The following is a 21,387-nucleotide window of genomic DNA, read 5'->3' on the forward strand; positions in this document are numbered from 1 at the left end:
TTCCGTTTATTTCACTCGTATGCAATGGGAAACTAAGACGAAAAAGGGTTAATGCGCATTTTTTCCTGTGACTTCTTCTGCCAGGCGGGCAATACGCCGTGCCATTCCGCGGAAGATGAACAGATGTGCTGGAATCATCAACAACCAGTAGAGTAATCCTGGCATACCGTGCGGATGCCACCAGGCGCGCACGTCAAGTTCCCGATGGCTGCCTTTGTCGACCATCGTGAAGCTCAGGCGACCAAGGCCGGGCGCCTTCATGCCGAAGAGGAGCGTCAGCGCTTTTTCGGGTTCAACAATGATCACTTTCCAGCTGTCGACCGCATCGCCGGGCTGAAGCAGCGGGCGCTCCGGGCGCCCTTTCGCCAGTCGGTGTCCCACCAGCAGATCCATTGCCGCGCGCGTTTTCCAAAGTATATTGCCAAAGAAATAGCCTTCTTTACCGCCCAGACGGTTAACCACCGCCCATAGTGCGGTCAGGCTGGCGGACGTGCTGACGGTAAAGCCGGCCTGTTTGGCAAAAAATCCGTATTCCGGACGCCAGCGAGCGAAAGCCTGCGCGTCGTAGCCCCAGTCGCTGGAGTTGACCAGGCTTTTCTCTTCTTCAAGCGTACGGCGTACCGCCTCATCGAACGGGATCAGCGTTTGTGGGATCAGCGCGCGCAGGGTGCGATCGTCAGCCAGCAGATCGTGCTTCAGCCCCTGGATCAGGGCCTTGGCGATCGTGGGCGGAACGGAGGTGATCACGTTAAGGAACCACACCGAGATCCAGCGAGTGGGGAAGGGAATCGGAATCAGTGGGCGATGACGGCCGCTGACCGCCATAAAATGTTCAAACTGCTGCTGGTAGGTCAGCTCTTCCGGCCCGGCGGCTTCAAACACGCGATGCTCGGGAGACGGATGGTTGAGCAGTTCGACCAGATAAAACAGCAGATTTTCCAGCGCAATCGGCGTGGTGCGCGAGCGCACCCAGCGCGGCGGCGTCAGTATCGGCAGGTTGTAGACCATGTCACGCATCACTTCAAACGCCGCGGAGCCCGCGCCGACGATGATCCCGGCACGCACTTCGCTTACCGGCACACCCGCATCGCGCAGAATATCGGCGGTTAACTGACGGGCGCGCAGGTGCGGCGATTGTTCGTGCGCCGGCGCTTGTAAAGAGCTCAGGAAAATCAGCTGGTTAACCGGGCTTACCCGCAGCGCAGCGCGCACGTTTTCCGCAACCCGGCGTTCGTGCTCGAGAAAATCCTGGCTCTCGCCCATGCCGTGAACCAGGTAGTAGACGGTCTCGACGCCGCTCATCAGCGCCGAGAAGTCGGCGGTTTTTTCGAGATCAACCGAATGGCAGGTGACGCCGGGCAGATTGCGCTTTTGTAGCCGTTCAACGCGACGTGCCACCGCCCGCACGGCATAGCCGCGCTGGCTTAATTCAGACACCAAATGCTGGCCGATGTAGCCGCTGGCGCCAAAAACCAGAACAGACTGCGACACGTTGTCTCCTTAGCGGGCTAAAAAGGCTTTCCAGTGACCCACGACTTCCGTCAGCTGCTGGCGGTTGACGTCGAGATGCGTCACCAGACGTACGATCGGCGACGCGTTTATCAGCACGCCGCGCGCCTGCATAAATTCGCCCAGCGCCGCGGCGTTTTCTTCACCCACCCGGACGAACAGCATATTGGTGTCGTGGCGCATGACATCGGCACCGGCCTCGCGCAGTTCGGCGGCAAGCCAGGCGGCGTTATCGTGATCGTCCTGCAGGCGAGCGACGTTGTTTTGCAATGCGTACAGCCCTGCGGCGGCTAAAATCCCGGCCTGGCGCATGCCGCCGCCGGTCATTTTACGCCAGCGGTTGGCGCGTTTGATGTAGTCGTGATCCCCGACCAGCAGCGAGCCGACCGGCGTGCCCAATCCTTTGGACAAACAGATGGTGAACGAGTCACAGTATTGGGCGATGTCTTTCAGCTCACAGCCGTAGCTGACCAGCGCGTTGAAAATACGCGCGCCGTCGACGTGCAGCGCCAGCCCGCGCGCGCGGGTGAAGTCCCAGGCCTCTTTGAGATAGGCGCGCGGCAGTACTTTGCCGTTGTGGGTGTTTTCAATACTCAACAGCCGGGTGCGGGCGAAGTGAATATCGTCGGCTTTGATTTTGGCCGCGACTTTATCCAGCGGCAGCGTGCCATCACCGGCGGCGTCAATCGGCTGCGGCTGAATACTGCCCAGCACCGCCGCACCGCCCGCTTCGTACAGATAGTTATGCGCCCCCTGGCCGACGATGTACTCCTCGCCGCGTTCACAGTGGCTCAGCAGCGCCACCAGGTTGGCCTGGGTGCCGGTAGGCAGGAACAGCGCCGCCTCTTTGCCGGCCAGCTCGGCGGCGTACTGCTGAAGGGCATTCACGGTGGGATCATCACCATACACATCATCGCCGACCGGCGCGGCCATCATGGTATCCAGCATGGCGCGCGTCGGGCGGGTTACGGTATCACTGCGTAAATCAATCACGGCATTTCCTTTTTAAACTCGGAAGAATGCCCTCTGTTTTACCTGAGCCAGTTGGTTTTCGCCAGTTCGATCACTTCATCACCGCGTCCGCTGATGATGGCGCGCAGCATATACAGGCTAAAGCCTTTTGCTTGCTCCAGTTTGACCTGCGGCGGAATGGCCAGCTCCTCTTTCGCGACAACGACGTCGACCAGCACTGGGCCATCGATGCTGAAGGCGCGCTGCAAAGCCTCGTCGACGTCAGCGGCTTTCTCCACGCGAATGCCGGGAATACCGCAGGCTTCAGCAATGCGCGCAAAGTTCGTGTCGTGCAGCTCGGTACCGTCGGTCAGATAACCGCCAGCCTTCATCTCCATCGCCACAAAGCCCAATACGCTGTTGTTAAAGACCACGATTTTAATCGGCAGCTTCATCTGCACCACTGAAAGGAAATCGCCCATCAGCATGCTAAAGCCGCCGTCGCCGCACATCGCCACCACCTGGCGCCCCGGTTCTGTCGCCTGCGCGCCCAGCGCCTGCGGCATGGCGTTGGCCATGGAGCCATGGTTGAAGGAGCCGAGCAGGCGGCGCTTGCCGTTCATCTGCAAATAGCGGGCGGCCCACACCGTTGGCGTGCCAACGTCGCAGGTGAAAATGGCGTCTTCGGCAGCAAAATGGCTAATCTGCTGCGCCAGATACTGCGGGTGAATCACTTTGTCGCTGGGCTTCGCCAGATCGTCGAGTCCCTTGCGCGCGCTGTGATAGTGCTCCAGCGCTTTGTCGAGGAAGCGGCGATCGTTTTTCTCTTCCAGCAGCGGCAGCAGCGCGGCTAAGGTGGCTTTGACATCGCCAACCAGCGCCATATCCACTTTGCTGTGTGCGCCGATGCTGGCAGGGTTGATATCTATCTGAATGACGGTGCTTTCTGTGGGATAGAACGGGCGGTACGGGAACTGCGTGCCGAGCAGTATGAGCGTATCGGCGTTCATCATGGCATGGAAGCCGGAGGAGAAGCCGATCAGCCCGGTCATGCCGACGTCGTAAGGGTTATCGTACTCAACGTGTTCTTTACCGCGCAGCGCGTGAACAATCGGGGATTTGAGCTTTTCGGCAAACGCCGTCAGCTCGCCGTGCGCCCCGGCGCAGCCGCTGCCGCACAGCAGCGTAATATTGCGCGACGATTTCAGCTTCTCGGCCAGCTTTTCCAGCTCGCTGTGTGGCGGCGTAACAATAGGATGCGGGGCCGGGTACCACTGACTGCTGGCATTTTCCGGAGCGGCCTTCAGCGCTACGTCGCCCGGCAGAACCACCACCGATACGCCGCGATTAAGCACCGCCTTGCGCATCGCAATCGCCAGCACCTGCGGAATTTGCTCCGGCGTGGAGACCAGCTCGCAGTAGTGGCTGCATTCACGGAATAGCTCCTGCGGGTGCGTCTCCTGAAAATAGCCGCTGCCAATTTCACTCGACGGAATATGTGCGGCGATGGCGAGCACGGGAACGTGGTTACGGTGACAGTCAAACAGCCCGTTAATCAGGTGCAGGTTACCCGGCCCGCACGATCCTGCGCAGACCGCCAGTTCGCCGGTCAGCTGTGCTTCGGCCCCGGCGGCAAAGGCGGCTACCTCTTCATGGCGCGTGGGCATCCAGGCAATCGTGCCCATCCGGTTCAGGCTGTCGCTCAGGCCGTTGAGCGAATCGCCCGTTACGCCCCAGATACGTTTGACGCCTGCCTGTTCGAGCGTTTTGGCGATGTAGTTGGCTACGGTTTGTTTCATGGTTTTCCATCTCCTGAAGTGTGATAGCGGTTACAAGTTTAGATGAATCTCATCGTTTCGCCGGAAAAATACCCTTATTTTCAGCGGGTATATTTTGTAAATGAGAAGCAGTAACGTGGTGTTCTACAGGGATAAAACAGGGAAAAACGAAAATGATCACAACATTGTTAAATGCGGTAAATCGCACGCTGGCGTGCGATGATTTCGGCAAGCTGCTGCTGCGTCTGGTGGTTGGCGGGCTGATGCTGTTCCACGGGCTACACAAATTGTTTGACGGCGTGGATGGTATTAGCGCGATGCTGGTGGCAAAAGGGCTGCCGGGCTTTATTGCCTACGGCGTACTGATGGGGGAAGTGATCGCACCCGTCCTGCTGATCCTCGGCGTGCTGACGCGCCCGGCGGCGCTGGTGCTGGCGTTTACGATGGTTGTTGCCTGGCTGATGGTTGGCCTGGATAAAACGGCCGCGCTGGATAAAACCGGGGCGTGGGCAATTGAAAGCCTGGTCTATTTCTTTGTCGCCGGGCTGGCCATTGCGTTTCTGGGGGCGGGGAAATACGCGCTGGGCGCAAAGTCGTCCTGGCAGTAGCCCCCTCTGGTCACACCGTTTCAGAGCTGAAGACGCGTTTCTTCGGCTCTTTTTTTTGCGCTATATAGCGCTTGTTCAGACGGTGAGTGAATAACATTCTCAGCGTAAAAAGTGATATATTTCACATATAATTAACATTCATTTTACTTTTGAGTAAACCCCGCCGCGCGTTATGTTAGCCTGTTTCAAGCCAGCCTATGCTCGATGTGTGCGCCAGGGCAGGGGCCGGTGTTTCGCCCTATGTACTGACAATTCACAGGAGAATATGAATGACGCTGATATCCGTCACAATCCTCACCGGTTTTTTGGGTGCGGGTAAGACGACGCTGTTAAAACGCGTTCTGCATGAAGCGCATGGGCATAAATATGCGGTGATTGAAAACGAGTTTGGCGAAGAAAATATTGATAATGACATTCTGGTGTCCGACGGCGAAGAAACAATCGTCCAGATGAGCAACGGCTGTATTTGCTGCTCAATACGCGATGATTTGCGCACGACGCTCACCATGCTGGCGGCTAAAAGGCATGATGGAACGCTGGATTTTGACCGCGTATTTATTGAAACCACGGGGCTGGCCGACCCGGGACCGGTGGTGCAGACATTCTTTATGGATGAAGAGATTGTCGCCAATTACCACCTGGATGCGGTGATTACGCTGGTAGATGCGAAGCACGCGGAACAGCAGCTTGATGAACGCCCGGAAGCCCGGCGACAGGTGGGGTTTGCCGATCGGATTTTCATCAGCAAAGCGGATTTGGTCAGCGAGGCGTCGCGGCAGCGTTTGATCGCCCGGCTGCGAAAAATGAACCCGCGGGCGGGGGTTGAAACCGCGCATTTTGGTGACGTACCTCTGGGCAACGTGCTGAATGTACAAGGGTTTAACCTCAATGCGGTACTGGATATTTACCCGGAGGAAGACAACCACGGGCACTGTCATCACGAGCACGGTCACTGTGAGCATGACCACCATCATGATGATGTGAGCAGTTTTGTTTACCGCGCGGAGAAGCCCTTCGATCCCGCACGGTTAGAGCGTTTCCTCGGCGCGGTGGTGCAGGTACATGGGCCGCAAATGCTGCGCTATAAAGGGGTGCTCAATATGCAAGGCACCGATCGCAAGGTCATTTTTCAGGGCGTGCATCAGGTAATGGGCAGCGACCTGGGGCCGACGTGGGCGGTGGATGAGCGGCGTGAAAGCCGGATGGTGTTTATTGGCGTCTCTCTTCCGCGAGATATTCTGGAGGCGGCGCTAGATCAGTCACTGGCTTAAGGCTATGATCGGCGAGAATTTAATATCGTTACGGTTAGCAAAGGAAACGCTTAATGAAGTTTGCTCTCGATCGGTCCTCATCCGTCCCGTTGTACAGCCAGATCAAACAGGCCTTGATTGAGGAACTGCAGGATACCGAAAAAGTCGCGGATATCGTGCTAACGGAAGACAGTTTGATCAAACGGTTCCATGTCAGCCGGGCGCCGATACGGCAGGCATTGAAAGAGCTTGAGGATGAAGGTTATGTCGTCAGGCACAGAGCGAAGGGGACGTTTCCCGTACGGGGCGTCAATGTCAGTCTCTCTCCGGCTCTGGAGCTGGGAGGCATCAGCCGCTATTTAACCGAGCAAGGGCTGAAGCCGACGTCTCGCGTTGTGACGCTGGCGCGCGTGGCGGCACCGCAAGAGGTGAATGACATTCTGGAACTGGATGCATCGACGAAACTGCTGTTTGTTCAGCGGGTTATTTTCGTCAAGGGGACGCCTTTAGTCTGGAGCTCGACGTATCTGCATACGCCGTCCGACTATCTGCCGAATATCAACGAGCTTGAAGAAGCCGGAACGATGTTTGCGCTCGTGGATAAGCAGCTTGGGCTGACGTTCACCCGTGGGGTGCAGAATATCTGGGCGACGGCGGCCAGTCAGGAAGAAGCAAAGGCGCTGGATGTTGCACCCGGCTCGCCGGTGATGGTGGCGGTAACCACGTTGTATTCCCGCGAAGGCAAACCGGCAGGGTGGCGTCGCGCGGTGCATCGCGCCGATGATTTTAAGTACACGTTTGGGCTAAACCGATAGCTAATTTTTTTAAATGCTATTGTTATAATAATCTAACATTAGACTAATCTATTGTTAGGTTACCTGAGGAAAGGTACCGCTTATCAGTGGGCTGTCGGCAAGCGAACCCTTCCACGTTGAATGGAGGTTAAGAGGTAAAAATGTGCATTAAACACAGCAAGGGGATACCCGAGCCGACGCTACCGTTCACATCGCTATTTTTAGAACGCGCAAAGGGCAAGGGTTACAGCAATGCGACTGTCAACACGGTGCTTGGGCCGGTGGCGGCTGACCAGCTTGGCGTGACGTTAGTCAGCGAATCGCTGATGTATGTGTTACCCGGCGCACAGTACGCTTTCGATATCGACATCGACAGAGCGGTATGTTTTGAGGCGATTGCCGAGAAACTCCGGGCCTTCCGGGCAGCCGGTGGCGGTACGATTGTCGATATCACCGGGATGTTTGAAGGACGGGATCTGCGCTTGTACGAGGCGCTTTCCCGAGAGACCGGCGTGCATATCATCGCCTCAACCGGGATGGGCCCGGAAGCCATGCTGGGCGGCTACTTCCTGACGCCGCAGACCAATCCTCCCACCCCGTGGTCGGCGCAGAAGTTTGCCGAGCTGTTTGGTCAGGAAGTGAATGAAGGGATGGTCGTGCCGCGCATTGAGCGCCGCGCCGCCGCCGGCATCATTGCCACGGCGACCACGCGCGATGGCATGACCCCGACCGATGAAAGCCTGGTACGCGGCGCGGCGCGAGCAGGGGCCGCTTATGGCGTACCGGTGCGGATCCGCTGCGGGGCAGATGCACCGGCAGAACTGCAGCTCGCGCTGGGGGAATCGCTGGCGCCGCAGCGCATCGTCATGGCGGATATCGACAGGCGCGATGCGGTTGAAAACGGCTGGCCGTTTGCCATGGTGCAGGCGGGGGCGATGATTGCCATCGATCATATCGGTTCTGATGACGCCGATTACATTGATGACGCGGCGCGTGTGTCTTTGATCCGAGAGCTGATTGCCGCAGGTTATGTCGAGCGCATTTTACTTTCTTCCAGTGCGACCGGCGTCGCGTTCGGCGCGCCGGGCAACGATCGCGGCTATGTCGATGTGCTGACGCGGTTTGTCCCGATGCTGCTGGAGGCTAGTGTCTCAGCCGAGCATCTCAATCAGATTTTAATCACCAACGTCGCGGCGCTGCTCAGCGTCATGGGGGAAGATAAATGACACGCGTAAACACGGTACTGGGGACGATCTCGGCCGCAGAACTTGGATTTGTCGCCATCCATGAGCACATTGGCTATGGCATGCCGGGCTGCGAACTGGATAGCCGCTGGTGGAAAACCCCCGAAGCGCGCTATGAAGAGACGGTGCCCAAGCTGCGACTGTTCCGCGAAAACGCACGGCCTTGGGGCGCGGCGACCTTTGTGGAGGCGACGGGCATCTGTAACGGCCGTGATATCGATTATTACAAATCGCTTTCTGATAAAACGGGCGTGCACATTGTGGCCAGCACCGGTTTTGTCGGCGGTGATACCGCGTTGCCTTTTTTTGAACAGGCCAGCGTGGAATACCTGACCGATCAGTTCGTTCACGAAATCACCGTGGGTATCGGCAAGTCCGGCGCGAAGGCCGGCATTATCAAAGTTGGGGTCAGCCGCGGCTTTAAGATGAAAGCGTTGGATAAACGCATTTATCGTGCGGCTGCCCGCGCCTCTCGCATCAGCGGCGCGCCGATTTTCACCCACCTTTCGGTGGATTCTCAGCCGGCGCTGGATATTTTTGCCGAAGAAGGGCTGCCGTGCCATCGCGTGCTGTTTGGCCATGCGGATGATGGCGTCAGCCAGGGAAAAATCAACGAACAGGCGCTGCTTGCCTCCGGTGCGCGCATCGGCTTCGACACCTTTGGCTACGATCTTGAGCTGCCTGACCCACCGTTCTGGGGCCGCCATCGTCAGGAGCGTTTGCAGCATTTCTTACGCTTCCTGCGCGAAGGACGTGTGCATCAGGTACTTGCCTCGGCGGATGCCAACTGTTCGCCGTTAGGGTGGCCAGGCGTGAAGGGGCATACCGTCAATTACCTCTTCGAACAGCTGATTCCTGATCTGCAGGCCGAAGGTATCGGTGCGGAAACGATCGATAAGCTGTTTATTCGCAACACGGCTGAGTTTCTTACCCTACAGCCGTTCAGCGATGCGACACCACAGCCACACCCGGGAGTGTAAACCTCATGACGCCACAAATAATAAAAAATCTGAACGTTGCCGTGATTGGCGCAGGCTATGCGGGCGCGACGGCGGCCCACGCGTTGAAGCTGCTGGGGGCCAACGTGACGGTCTATGAACAGGCGCAAGAGTCGCGAGAAGTGGGCGCGGGTATTGGCCTGCGGCCCTCCACGATGGCGCAATTTCAAAAGCTCGGCATTGTTGAGGTGATTAAGGCCGTCACCTCCGCAAGCGACTATTTCGAAATTTTAACCAAGGACGGGCAGCGTATTGCGATGGAAGAGTGGCCGGAAAAGCACACGTACGGCGCCTCAACGCATTTCGTGCATCGCGGTGACTTTATTCAGGCGCTGTTAAGCGTACTGCCGCCGGAGATGGTGAAGTTCGATCACCGCCTGACGCGTATTGTGGATAACGGCACGGGGGCTCGCGTGGAATTCGCCAACGGCGTCGCCATCGACGCTGATCTGGTGATCGCCGCCGACGGTATTCGTTCGCAGGTCCGCCAGCAGCTGTTCAGCGATAAACCGCCGGTATTCGCCGGTGAACATGCCTATCGCGTGGTGATCCCGGCGCGCGATACCTTCGGAATGGTGGACGACGGCAACCTGCGCATGTACGTGGGAATGGGCACCAAGATTTATCTGCTGCCGCTGCTGCACCGCCATGAAGTGTCGTTTGATGTGACCTGCCTGTCAGCGGATGCGTCGCCGGTGCCGGTTCTGAATAAAGCGGAGCTGCTCAGAGTCGTACAGGGGTTCGATCCGCGGCTTATTCACATCACCGAAGGGCTGGATATGGCGCAGGTGAACCTGCGCGCGGTGTATGACATCGACCCGGTGGATACCTGGAACAGCCGCTGCGTGGTGCTGATTGGCGATGCGGCGCACGCCATGTGCCATCACCAGGGGCAGGGGGCAAACTCGGCGGTGCTGGATGCCGGAATTCTGGCCGATTGCATTGCGCAGGAACCGTCCCTCGCCCAGGCGCTGGCGAACTTTACCGCGAAACGTAAACCGATGACCGATGAATTACAGCGCTTATCCCGCCAGGGGTGGAGCGAAGATGAAATTCAGAGCGTATTTCCAAATCAGCACGAAGGCGAGATTGCCACCTGGGGATAATATGACACTGCACACGACAATTGCCGATTTTCTCAGCACCCTCCCGCCGCCACCGCCGGGGCCGTTAAACCCACAGGCGATGCGCGCGGGGGAAGAGCAGCAGGCGGCGCGGCAGGAGAACCGTCTGCCCATGGCGTCGGTTGAGGACCGCACGCTGCCAACACAGGCCGGTGAAGTTAACGTACGTCTCTATACGCCAGACCACCAGGCGACGCACGGCGCAGTGGTTTATTTTCACGGCGGTGCCTTTTTCCTCGGTAGCCTGAATACCCACGATCACGTCGCCCGTGAGCTCGCCCGCGCCACGCAGTGCGTCGTCGTGGCCGTGGACTACCGGCTGGCGCCTGAACATGCTTTCCCTGCCGGTCTGCAAGACTGCTATGCGGTCGTAAAATGGCTGGCGCAATACGGCGCGCAGGCGGGAACGGGAATGGGCTGGGACGGTCAGACACTGGCCGTGGCGGGCGACAGTTCGGGCGGCAACTACGCCGCTGCGGTCGCCGCCATGGCGCTTGATGACGGACTGCAGTGTATTACGCATCAGGTGCTTTACTACCCGTCCGTCGATCTGGATTTCGATAGCACGCGTTATGCATCACGGATAACCAACGCGGTTGGCTATGGTCTGGAAACCGCCATGCTCAAACCGTTTAATGCGTTTTACCTCGATAGCGGGGCCGATCCGCAAAACCCGCTGGTCTCGCCAATCAAACGGCAGAATCTGGCCGGGCTGCCTGCGGCCCTGATTGTTACCGCGCAGTACGATCCTTTGCGCGATGAGGGGGAACGGTATGGGCAAAAGCTGGCGCAAGCGGGTGTGGCGGTGAAGGTGCATCGCTATGAAGGGGCTGGACACGGCTTTATTCAGCACTTTTCCTGGCTGCCTGAATTTCAGGGCGTTTACGCTGAAACGGCGGCGTTCCTGCGGGGGACGCGATGAGCAAGGCTGTGGACATTCATCCGCTGTACTCCGAGTGGGGGCGCTTTGGCCTGTACAGCTTTTTTATTGATAGCAGCGAACCGGTGATTATCGATACCGGGATCGCCAGTTCGCCTTCGGTCGGGATTGCACCGGGCCTCAGCGCACTCGGGCGGCGGGTGGAAGATATTCGCTGGATCCTGCTGACGCATGGCCATATTGATCACATTGGCGGCGCCTGTGCGCTGTGGGAAATGACCGGCCGAAAAGCGAAGGTCGTGATTCATGAAGCCGATGTGCCGTTCCTGCGCTCGCGGCGGACCCACGTCGAGGAATATCTGCAGGGACGAGGGCGCTATATCAACGATCCGCAGGGTGAGGCCAGGCTCTCGGCGGCCTGTCTGGCCGCCATTTCCGGTGAAATGGAGCCCGACGTGATCGTTCGCGATGGCGACGAGCTGTCGCTGGGGGCGGATTTGCGCATCAGAGTGCACTCCGTGCCCGGCCATTCGGCGGGCTCGGTGGCTTATGAAGTCATCGGGCAGGGGGATGTTTTTGTCGGTGATGCGGTGCAGATCCACGGGGCGGCTAACGGTTTTCCGGGCTATGTGGATCCGGACGCCTATCGCGTCAGCCTGCGGCATCTGCGCGATACCGTCCAGCCGGAACGTCTGTTCCTCGGGCATCCCTATCGCAGCCAGGGGGAAGCGCCGCTTGGCGTGGTGCTCAATCGACAGCAGGCGGCGGATAAAATCCAGGAAAGTCTCGATATTGAAGCCCGGGTGCGTCATGCCGTCGTCGAAGTCGGGGCGGACGCCGGGGATATTGCCCAGGCCCTATGTTCGCCGTACTGCTGCATCGCCGAAGCGCTGTTATATGAAGGCGACCCGCGGCTTGAACCTTCTCCTTTTTTCACTACGATGCACGGCTATTTTAACCAAGGATATCGCTCATGATTGTTTTGAAAGACTTACGTGTCCCTATGCGTGATGGCGTTCACCTGGCCGCAGACGCTTATTATGCGGAAGGTGATGAACCGCGTCCGGCGTTAATCGCGCTGAGCCCGTATGGCAAAGAGCTGCAGGCCCTGGCGTTGACTATTCCTCCGCAAAAACGTCCCTCCCCGCTGTGGGACGGCTGTATTGAAGCGGGTGATATTACGCGGGTCGTGAAGGAGGGGTATGTCCATGTGATTGGTGATGTGCGCGGCTCCGGGGCGTCTGAAGGTGAACACATCGGTAATTACAACGCGGGCGGCGTACCGCTGGGTCAGGATGCCTACGATTTTATCGAATGGGTTGCCGCGCAGCCGTGGTGTAATGGTTGCGTCGGGATGATCGGTATTTCCTACTTTGGTTCCATGCAGGTGTTTGCCGCCTCTGAGCGGCCGCCAAGTCTGAAAGCCATTTTCGTCAGCGGCGGTCACTTTGATTTTTATGAAACCACCTACCATGGCGGCATTATGTGGCTGATGCCGCGCGCGGCTCGCGAAGGGCGCGGAGGCGATTCCGGCTGGGCCTTTACGCACCGTCATAAGTCGCGGATGCTGGAAACCTATACCCCGGAAGAAATCAAGTCGCGCGTTGCCGCACGGCTTGCGGACCCTGACGTCGCCGCCTGGCCCAATATGGTGCACATTCTTCATTACCCTATTCACCATGAATCCTGGTTCGATATCATCACCAATGAGGTCGACGGCGAATGGTATGAAGAACAGAATCCGATTAACCTGGCAAAAAACATAGATATTCCCGTTTATCTGCAAATCAATCAGGGGCGTGGCTGGACCGTTGACGGTACGATTGCGCTGTTTGACCAGTTACAGTGCCCCAAAAAGCTGGAGATCGGGCCCTACCCGCCGATGCAAACGCGGCCGTGGGTGGATGAGCATGACACCATGTTCCGCTGGTATGACTATTGGCTGAAAGGGATCGATAACGGCATTATGGATGAGCCCGCCGTCAAGGTGCACGTTGAGGGAACCCGCCGCTGGAGTACCGGCGAACAGTGGCCGGTGAAAGCGGTCGGCTATCAACCGCTTTATCTGCGCACGCGCGGCAAGCTGAGCCCTGAGCCAGAGGCTTACGGCGCCGATATTTCTTACCCGGAAGGTTTTTTCCAGGCGCCGCTCACCATTACCGACAAAGTCGAGAAATTGACGTGGTCCACCGATCCTTTTGACGCGGTGACGTCGGTACATGGCGTGGGGGCTGCGCATCTGTTTGTCGAGATCGACCAGCCTGATACCAACTTAATTCTGCGACTGTGGGATGAAGCGCCATCCGGCAAGCGTCAGCTGGTTTCAACCGGTTTTCTCAAGGCGTCGCACCGCGAGCTGGACGCCCGGACGACGGAAGGCAACCCGCATCATCCGCATACCCGCAGCGTGCCCGTGGAACCGGGAACCATCAACGAATATGTGGTGCGCATTTATCCTTTTGCCAATGATTTTTGTATCGGGCACAAGCTGGTGGTCGAGCTGATGTGCAATGAGCCGATGGTGGATGAGCACAATTCTCTGCTGCCGCCTGACGCCTATCATCTGCCGGTAGGGCAGCCGGTCACGCATATCATTTATCGGGATGCCGCACACCCGTCGCGTTTAGTCTTGCCGTTTGTTGCCCAGCCGAAGGCGAATCACAGACCGCACGATAGCGTCGTTAACGAATATCACTTACTGAGAAAATAATAAAAAAACGATCCGACTTTTATTAACAATAAATAGAGCCCGTCAGGCGTTAATGATTAACGTCAGGTGAATCGTTGTTTTCAAAAAAGGAGTGTGAATGAAAGCCGTCCTCTGAGAGAGATGTAAATTTCATTGTAGTCATATATAAAACGTTATAGCTCAGGGTTAATTGCCGCCAGCGAAGGCTTTTGATGTCTGAGTTATAATGGCTTTCTTTACAAGGAAAGTTAATTTCCTTGGTTTTGCTGTGCGCTGTTTTTACGCGCTGCAGGAATATTTATGACGGTGGCCTGAGATATCCATTTATTATCGTTAAATACAACGGTAATAAATGTCGGTATTCATTATGGCTGCCTGATGTATGAGAAAAGAGGTTTATTCTAACGGTCTTAAATAAAGAGGGTTATATCGTGACATCCAGAGTTCATGTCAATAAACGCGGCATTGCCGCCATTATGCTCGCGCACTGCGCCGGGATGGTCGATCTGGTCGCGCTGCCGGTTTGGGTGGGGACGCTGGTCGGGCTGTATGGTTTCGACCCGCAGGCTTCCGGTGGGCTGCCGACGTTATTTCTGCTCGGCGCGTCTTTAGCGAGCATTACGATTGCCCCGCGGCTCAATCAGTTAAACGGCCGGCGGGTGGTGGTGGCCGGTTTTGGCTGCGGTGCGCTGCTGCTGATGGCCAGCGCGCTGACGCGGGATTATAGCCTGCTGGTGGCCCTGCATTTTGTCTGTGGCCTGGCGGTAGGGGCCGCGCTGAGCGTGACGCACGGCACGGTTGGGCACTGCGCTAACCCGCACCGACTATTCGGGCTGGCAGGGCTGGCTATCGGTATTCTGGGGATCGTGTTTCTCGGCGTGGCGCCGGGGATGATTGCCCGGTTCGGCGGGCCAACTTTGTTTCTGATGTTAAGCGGCCTGATGGCGCTGGCCGCGGTGGCATCGCTGCTCTTTTTCCCTATCGCCTTCGCCGTCAGCGAGACAAAAAACGCCGCCACCACCGCGCCGCTTGGCCGGGAAGTGTGGTTCTGCATCGTCGGGATAGCGCTACTCTGTACCGCACAGGCTATGACGTTATCTTTCTACGAAAGGTTGGGCATTGCCAGAGGCTTCGGCGTTGAGCTGGTTACCCTGGCTTTGGTGGGGTACGGCATCGTTGCCATTTTCCCCTCGCCGATTGCCGCGCTGCTCGAAAAACGGCTCAGCGCCACGGTGGTTATCTGTATTGGTCCGCTATTTCAGGCATTTTTCGCGATGATGGCGACCCACAGCGATAACTATCTGCTGTATGCGCTGAGCGGAGGAGGAATGGCGTTTACGATTCTGTTTACCCATACCTTCGCGTTTGGTCTGCTCGCGCGCCTGGATTTATCCGGCCGCGCCGTGGCGGGAACGCCGGCAATGATGATGGCCGGCGCCGCAGTAGGCCCCTTCCTTGGCGGAACCTTAGTGAAACTCTTTAGCTTTGAGGCCATTGGTATTGCCGCATGTTTTATTGCCGCAGTACAGGTCATTTTATTTAATGCGACACGGCTACGCGTGCGCAGCAAAACAATAGCGCTGCCGGAACCCGTCGAATAAACGCTATTTTATTTTTCGATTTATTTTATTCAGGCGTAAACGATAAACACAGACGGTACTTTTTTCTGATATTTCAAAAACCCTACTAATAATATTAATAGATGGCGACGACGTCTTGATAAGACGACGTACGGCATCATAAACGGAAATAAACAGATGAAAACGAAAACAAACACGCTGCTGGCAGTTATTGTTCTGATGATAATAAATAGTAAAGGCGCCTATGCTGAGGGGGCGGGTATGCCGCCACTGAGTCAGGGTGAGGCGCTTATCTATAATCTGGCGCAGGCCGGGTTAATGTACGAATTTAACAGCTATGAAGATTATGGCACCGTACAGGCGCGAATTGGCCAGGCGCGGGCGGAAATAGAGGACTCGCGGGCAACGGGGCGAACCTCTGGTTATAAAGATTCCGCCAATGTCGGCGTGTTACCGGTCGATCTGTTTTATTCTCTCCCGGGAGACAGCAGCCATGGATTCCTGAAGCTGGGCGGGTTTGCCAACGTTAACTATCGCGATAAGAACCAGACTCAGGTTTATTCGCGCGCAGGCCGTATTGAGCTTGAGTATCTGAACGCGCCCTCTCAGGACACGTTGCTTGGGATTGGGGTCTTTACGGAGAAGCAGATCATCAACTTTATTCACAACGATGGTCAGACCCGCGACCTCGGGTACGGCGTACGCGGCGATATCGTGCAGAAGTTTAACGCCTGGTGGGGGCTTGCTGCCCGCGCAGAGTACTTTTGGGCCGACGGTGAGACGCATATCCCTCTGGGTGGGGGTATGAAATATGGCTACGATCAGGACTGGAACCGGGTTTACGCCCAGCTTAGCCTCGTGGGGACGTTTACCCGGCAGTCGTTAGGCTTTCTGCCACAAGGGTGGGCATTCCATCCGACGTTAAAAGTGGCCTATCAGGATAACCATTACAATGATGTTGAAGATACGTTCGGCAACACGGTGAACGGTACGGAAGGGCCAAATGACGCTTACGCCATGATAACGGCCAACGCGCGATTTGAGGATACCGACCTTCGCCCGGGAAACATTGCACCCATGCTGGAACTGGGCGTTAACCAGGAGGTTAAAAACGATCTCAATACGGTGGTAAAAGACCCGACCAGTCTGCATACGTCAATCGGGGCATCGGTTAACTTCGGCCATGGCGCCATGATGAACGTGGCCTATTCACGCAATGACGGTCTGAAGGGGGAACGGCGCGATCAGGCGTTAACCCTGCATTTCGGACTGCTGTACTGACGCCAACGGGCATAAAAAAAGCCGCCCGGTATGCGCGGGCGGCTTGTGGGGAAGGGGGCGTAGAATTACGCCAGCACCAGATCGCCCTGCGGATGACAGGAGCAGGCCAGTACATACCCTTCGGCGATTTCCGCGTCGGTCAGCGTCATGGTGCTGCTGACCGTGTAATTACCGGAAACCACTTTGGTTTTACAGCAGCCGCAAACACCCGCACGGCAGGCGGCGACAACCGGGACTTTATTGCTTTCCAGCGCGTCCAGCAGCGTGGTGCCCACCGGCGCATAGAACTGTTGCGCTGGCTGCAGTTTGGTGAACTTCAGGCCGCTGGTGGCGGCTTCGGCAACAGGTGTGAAGAACTGCTCTTTAAAGAAGCGCGTCACGCCCAGCGCTTTCACTTCTTTCTCGACCAGATCCATATACGGCGCCGGGCCGCAGGTCATCACGGTACGCGAAGTCAGATCCGGCACGCTTTGCAGCAGTGCGGTAGTGAGTCGGCCAGAAACAAAGCCGTGGGTGGCGTTGTTTTCAGCGACTAATGTCACCGGATATTCACGCCATTCGTCAGCAAAAATGACATCCTGCGGCGAACGCACGTTAAAGATCACCTGCACATCGGCCTGCGGGCGGTATTTTGCCAACCAGCGACGCATTGACATGATGGGCGTCACGCCGCAGCCGGCGGCCAGCATCAGGAACTTGTCTTCTGTTTTATCTTCACAGGTGAATTCACCCATGGCATCGGACAGCCAGATATAGTCGCCGCGCTTCACGTCGCGGGTCAGCCACTGTGAACCTGCACCTTCGTCAATCCGACGGACGGTCAGCGTAATGTATTCGCTAACGCCCGGCGTTGAAGAAATCGTGTAGGCACGCAGCGTGTCCGCTGAATTACGTACGCTGACCAGTGCATACTGCCCGGCGCGGTACGGATAATAGTCGTGGCACAGCAACGAAATTGTCCATACATCCGGCGTTTCCTGATGGATGTGGTGAACCTGCATCCGCCACGGGCACTGATGAGTTGGCATTGTCATTCTTTACTCCTTACGCGCTCAGCAGCTGCTTCATATCTTCTTCAACGGTGGTCACGGAACGCAGACCGAATTTCTCGTTGAGCACAGCCAGCAGGTCCGGCGTGAAGAAGCCAGGCGCAGTCGGGCCAGTGACGATGTTTTTCACGCCCAGCGACAGCAGGGTCAGCAGAATCACAATCGCTTTCTGTTCGAACCAGGAGAGCACCAGAGACAGCGGCAGGTCGTTCACGCCACAGCCCAGTTTTTCCGCCAGGGTGACCGCCAGGATGATGGCAGAGTAAGCATCGTTACACTGACCGGCATCCACCAGACGCGGCAGACCTTCGATATCGCCGAATTCCAGTTTGTTGAAACGGTATTTACCGCAGGCTAGGGTCAGGATCAGGCAGTCGTCCGGTACGCTGGTGGCGAAATCGGTGAAGTAGTTACGTTCACCGCGCGCGCCGTCGCAGCCGCCGACCAGGAAGATGTGACGCAGTTTTTCGCGGCTGACCAGGTCAATCAGGGTATCCGCAGCGCCCAGCAGGGTCTGGCGACCGAAACCAACGGTGATCAGATGCGGAATTTCGCTGTACGGGAAGCCCGCCATTTGCTGAGCCTGAGCGATGACCGGACCGAAGTTGTCGCCTTCAAGGTGGCTCACACCTGGCCAACCGACGATGCTACGGGTCCAGATACGGTCGTCGTAGGCACCCACGGTCGGGTCGATGATGCAGTTAGAGGTCATCACGATTGGGCCAGGGAAGCGGGCGAATTCAACCTGCTGGTTCTGCCAGCCGCTGCCGTAGTTACCGATTAGGTGTTTGAACTTACGCAGTTCCGGATAGCCGTGCGCTGGCAGCATTTCACCGTGGGTATAGACGTTCACGCCAGTCCCTTCGGTTTGCTCCAGCAGGTTGTACAGATCTTTCAGGTCGTGACCGGAGATCAGAATACATTTACCTTCGGTTGCTTTAACGTTGACCTGAGTCGGGGTCGGGTGGCCGTATTTGGTGGTTTCACCGGCGTCCAGGATGCTCATCACTTTGAAGTTCATCTGGCCGATTTCCATTGAGCACTCCAGCAGAGCGTTCATATCGGCAGGCCAGGTACCCAGCCACGCCATGATTTTGTGGTACTGCGCATAGATATCGTTGTCGTACTGACCGAGAACGTGGGCGTGCTCCATGTAAGCTGCCGCACCTTTCAGGCCGTACAGGCACAGTAGACGCAGGCCGAGGATGTTCTCGCCGATGGTCGCTTTGTCTTTATTCGGGGTAAATTCCGCAGCCTGCTTTTGCAGAGCGCCCAGGTCGTCGCTGGCGAGCTGCAGCTCTGCCATCGGGTTATCAACGGTGGCGTTAGCATCAACGGCCAGGCACTGCGCTTTCAGCGCTTCACGCATGGCGATGGCTTGACGGGCATAGCCAACAATACGCGGGGAATCGAAGTTAACGTTAGTCAGGGTAGAGAAGAACGCGCGCGGGGCGAAGTTATCGACGTCATGGCTGATAATGCCGTATTCGCGAGCTTTCACCGCCCATGCGGACAGACCTTGCAGGGAGGCAATCAGCAGATCCTGCAGATCGGATGTTTCAGCGGTCTTACCGCACATACCCTGTGCATAAGAGCAGCCGTTCCCTGCCGGAGTACGGATGGTTTGTTCACATTGCACACAAAACATGGTCACACCTTTTAAAGTTATATTTAATATACATGTTTAAGGGTAAGCCTGGTGCTAAGCCTTGAAAAGGGCTTTTTCGTGCAACTTAAAGGGAGGTTGATTTAGCGCAATTTTGGCGGCAGCCGTCGCTACCGCCAAGGAGGTATCAGGCGGTGAAGAAGGCCATCATCAGCGGCACCAGCAGGCTCAGAATAAAGCCGTGGACGATCGCTGGCGGCACCATTTCGACGCCGCCGGAGCGCTGCAGAACGGGCAGCGTAAAGTCCATCGACGTTGCACCGCACAGGCCGAGGGCGGTAGAGCGGCTGCGGCGAACCAGACCGGGAATCAGCATAATCGCCAGCAGCTCGCGTGCCAGGTCGTTAAAGAAGGTCGCACTGCCGATAACCGGCCCGTAGGCGTCGGTCAGCAGAATGCCGGACAGCGAATACCAGCCGAAGCCGGAAGCCATGGCCAGGCCGGTCTTAAGCGGTAGCCCAAGCAGAAACGCGTTTATCACCCCGGCGACCATCGAACTGGCGACGACGACCAGCGCAATCACCATACCGCGGCGGTTGAGAATAATTTGTCGGAGCGTCATGCCGCTATTTCGTAGCTGGATGCCGACAAGGAACAGCAGGAAGATAAGCGTATATTCGCTGGCGTCGGTGGCATGCTGCAAAAAGGATAATCCGCTCAGCCCAAGGACGAACCCGGCAATAACCACAAAGCACAGCTTTAATGATTCCAGCGTCATCGCGAGACGCGAGGGTAATTTTTCCTGATGGTGTGGGTGACCCCAGGGCAACACTTTTTCCAGCCACATTAGCGCCGCGATATTGCAGCATAAAATAACCACAATGCTAATAGAGGAATAGTGGAAGATGGCTAAGAGATTGGTCGCCAGATTATCCAGAAAGGCCAGGCTGATCCCCATAAAAAACAGAATCAGATAAACAATCCAGCTCAGCAGACGGTTGATTAGCTGCAGCGCGCTGCGGTGGGTGAGGGGAATAAGGTAGCCAATAATGAGTGGCACCAGAATGATTAGCAATCCCGATAACATGGCGTGCTCAGTTCCTTGCAGTGTTGAAATAGCGCACAGACACTACCGAAAACCCCATTCTGAGTAAAGCCACGAAAAAAGAAAGACCCGACAGAGTCGGGTCTTTGGAGGCCGGGTAAGGCTATGCCGTTATCCGGCAATGTGCCTGATACTGCCTGATGGCGCTATGCCTATCAGACCGGCAGGCGGCTTATTTCTTTTCCAGCAGGGTGCGATAAATCACACCACCCAGGATACCGCCGATGATTGGCATGACCCAGAACAGCCACAGCTGGTCAAGCGCCCAGCCGCCCTGGAAGATAGCTACCGCGGTGCTACGCGCCGGGTTAACGGAGGTGTTGGTGACCGGGATGCTGATCAGGTGAATCAGGGTCAGTGCCAGGCCGATGGCGATCGGCGCAAAGCCTGCCGGCGCGTTTTTATCGGTTGCGCCGTGAATAACCAGCAGGAAGCCGCAGGTCAGAACAATTTCAATCACGATAGCGGACAGCATAGAGTAGCCGCCAGGGGAGTGTTCGCCGTAGCCGTTGGAAGCAAAACCGCTGGCTGCCGCATCGAAGCCCGCTTTACCGCTGGCAATTAAGTACAGTACGGCTGCCGCAATAATCCCGCCGACAACCTGTGCGACAATATAGCCAATCACCTCTTTCGCCGGGAAACGGCCGCCGGCCCACAGGCCCAGCGTGACCGCCGGGTTAAAATGGCCGCCGGAAATATGGCCCACGGCAAACGCCATGGTCAGAACGGTTAAACCGAACGCCAGCGCAACGCCCACAAAGCCAATCCCTAATTCTGGAAACGCTGCCGCCAGAACGGCGCTACCGCAGCCACCAAATACCAGCCAGAAGGTGCCGAAGCACTCTGCAGCCAATTTTCTAAACATAACCACCTCGAATTAAAAAATATTATCGTCATAAAGGGTGACGACTGAATATATCCCTACCAAAATGGGTGGCAGG

At 56.9% G+C, this 21,387-nt stretch carries 18 protein-coding genes; 11 read left to right on the forward strand and 7 right to left on the reverse strand.

The window, feature by feature from the left end; genetic code table 11:
- Positions 1-48: 48 nt before the first annotated feature.
- Genes H7R58_RS07980 through poxB form a run of 3 tightly spaced genes read right to left on the reverse strand, consistent with a single transcriptional unit; the run spans position 49 to position 4,259 of the window.
- Entirely contained in the window at positions 49-1,491 is a 1,443-nt protein-coding gene (locus H7R58_RS07980; protein ID WP_182929213.1) for a DUF2867 domain-containing protein, read from the reverse strand.
- Positions 1,492-1,500: 9 nt separating this feature from the next.
- Positions 1,501-2,502 carry a low-specificity L-threonine aldolase gene (ltaE, locus tag H7R58_RS07985; protein WP_106924480.1) on the reverse strand — a complete coding sequence of 334 codons (1,002 nt, stop codon included), beginning with the start codon at positions 2,500-2,502 and terminating at the stop codon, positions 1,501-1,503.
- A 38-nt stretch (positions 2,503-2,540) separates the two neighbouring features.
- Positions 2,541-4,259: a ubiquinone-dependent pyruvate dehydrogenase gene (poxB, locus tag H7R58_RS07990; RefSeq protein ID WP_182929212.1), complete on the reverse strand. Its 1,719-nt coding sequence runs from the start codon at positions 4,257-4,259 to the stop codon at positions 2,541-2,543.
- Between the two features lie 152 nt (positions 4,260-4,411).
- Here poxB and H7R58_RS07995 point away from each other — a divergent pair, with 152 nt between their 5' ends.
- The 11 genes from H7R58_RS07995 (at position 4,412) to H7R58_RS08045 (ending at position 16,686) form a co-directional block, all read left to right on the forward strand.
- The gene (locus tag H7R58_RS07995; RefSeq protein ID WP_182929211.1) at positions 4,412-4,846 is read left to right on the forward strand and encodes a DoxX family protein; all 435 of its coding nucleotides are present in this window, start codon (positions 4,412-4,414) and stop codon (positions 4,844-4,846) included.
- Between the two features lie 269 nt (positions 4,847-5,115).
- Entirely contained in the window at positions 5,116-6,117 is a 1,002-nt protein-coding gene (locus H7R58_RS08000) for a CobW family GTP-binding protein (protein ID WP_182929210.1), read from the forward strand.
- A gap of 53 nt (positions 6,118-6,170) precedes the next feature.
- Positions 6,171-6,911, forward strand: a complete 741-nt coding sequence (locus tag H7R58_RS08005) for a GntR family transcriptional regulator (protein ID WP_182929209.1) — start codon at positions 6,171-6,173, stop codon at positions 6,909-6,911.
- 140 nt (positions 6,912-7,051) lie between these two features.
- Complete coding sequence (locus H7R58_RS08010) at positions 7,052-8,116, forward strand: phosphotriesterase family protein (protein ID WP_182934692.1); 1,065 nt, start codon at positions 7,052-7,054, stop codon at positions 8,114-8,116.
- The gene (locus H7R58_RS08015; RefSeq protein ID WP_182929207.1) at positions 8,113-9,114 is read left to right on the forward strand and encodes a phosphotriesterase family protein; all 1,002 of its coding nucleotides are present in this window, start codon (positions 8,113-8,115) and stop codon (positions 9,112-9,114) included. The genes H7R58_RS08010 and H7R58_RS08015 overlap by 4 nt, the downstream gene beginning before the upstream one ends.
- Before the next feature lie 5 nt (positions 9,115-9,119).
- Positions 9,120-10,238, forward strand: a complete 1,119-nt coding sequence (locus tag H7R58_RS08020; protein ID WP_182929206.1) for an FAD-dependent oxidoreductase — start codon at positions 9,120-9,122, stop codon at positions 10,236-10,238.
- 1 nt (position 10,239) lies between these two features.
- Entirely contained in the window at positions 10,240-11,178 is a 939-nt protein-coding gene (locus H7R58_RS08025; protein ID WP_106924472.1) for an alpha/beta hydrolase, read from the forward strand.
- Positions 11,175-12,113, forward strand: coding sequence for an MBL fold metallo-hydrolase (locus tag H7R58_RS08030; protein ID WP_182929205.1), 939 nt, complete (start codon positions 11,175-11,177; stop codon positions 12,111-12,113). Before H7R58_RS08025 ends, H7R58_RS08030 begins: the two co-directional genes overlap by 4 nt.
- Positions 12,110-13,846 (forward strand): CocE/NonD family hydrolase, encoded by a 1,737-nt coding sequence (locus H7R58_RS08035; RefSeq protein WP_182929204.1) that lies wholly within the window; start codon positions 12,110-12,112, stop codon positions 13,844-13,846. The genes H7R58_RS08030 and H7R58_RS08035 overlap by 4 nt, the downstream gene beginning before the upstream one ends.
- Positions 13,847-14,256: 410 nt before the next feature.
- Entirely contained in the window at positions 14,257-15,426 is a 1,170-nt protein-coding gene (locus H7R58_RS08040) for an MFS transporter (protein WP_197974840.1), read from the forward strand.
- A 156-nt stretch (positions 15,427-15,582) separates the two neighbouring features.
- Positions 15,583-16,686, forward strand: coding sequence for a hypothetical protein (locus H7R58_RS08045; protein WP_182929203.1), 1,104 nt, complete (start codon positions 15,583-15,585; stop codon positions 16,684-16,686).
- A 65-nt stretch (positions 16,687-16,751) separates the two neighbouring features.
- Here the strand turns inward: H7R58_RS08045 and hcr are convergent, their stop codons facing one another.
- The 4 genes from hcr to aqpZ all read right to left on the reverse strand — a co-directional run bounded on the left by hcr (position 16,752) and on the right by aqpZ (position 21,311).
- The gene (gene hcr, locus H7R58_RS08050; RefSeq protein WP_106924468.1) at positions 16,752-17,720 is read right to left on the reverse strand and encodes an NADH oxidoreductase; all 969 of its coding nucleotides are present in this window, start codon (positions 17,718-17,720) and stop codon (positions 16,752-16,754) included.
- 10 nt (positions 17,721-17,730) lie between these two features.
- Positions 17,731-19,383 carry a hydroxylamine reductase gene (gene hcp / locus H7R58_RS08055; protein ID WP_182929202.1) on the reverse strand — a complete coding sequence of 551 codons (1,653 nt, stop codon included), beginning with the start codon at positions 19,381-19,383 and terminating at the stop codon, positions 17,731-17,733.
- Between the two features lie 145 nt (positions 19,384-19,528).
- Positions 19,529-20,428 (reverse strand): LysO family transporter, encoded by a 900-nt coding sequence (locus tag H7R58_RS08060; RefSeq protein WP_182929201.1) that lies wholly within the window; start codon positions 20,426-20,428, stop codon positions 19,529-19,531.
- Between the two features lie 190 nt (positions 20,429-20,618).
- A complete protein-coding gene (aqpZ, locus tag H7R58_RS08065; RefSeq protein ID WP_182929200.1) occupies positions 20,619-21,311 on the reverse strand; it encodes an aquaporin Z in 693 nt (230 codons plus the stop codon).
- Positions 21,312-21,387: the final 76 nt, after the last annotated feature.

Origin of the sequence: Klebsiella sp. WP4-W18-ESBL-05 (assembly GCF_014169075.1) — a bacterium.
GTDB classification, from domain to species: domain Bacteria; phylum Pseudomonadota; class Gammaproteobacteria; order Enterobacterales; family Enterobacteriaceae; genus Kluyvera; species Kluyvera ascorbata_B.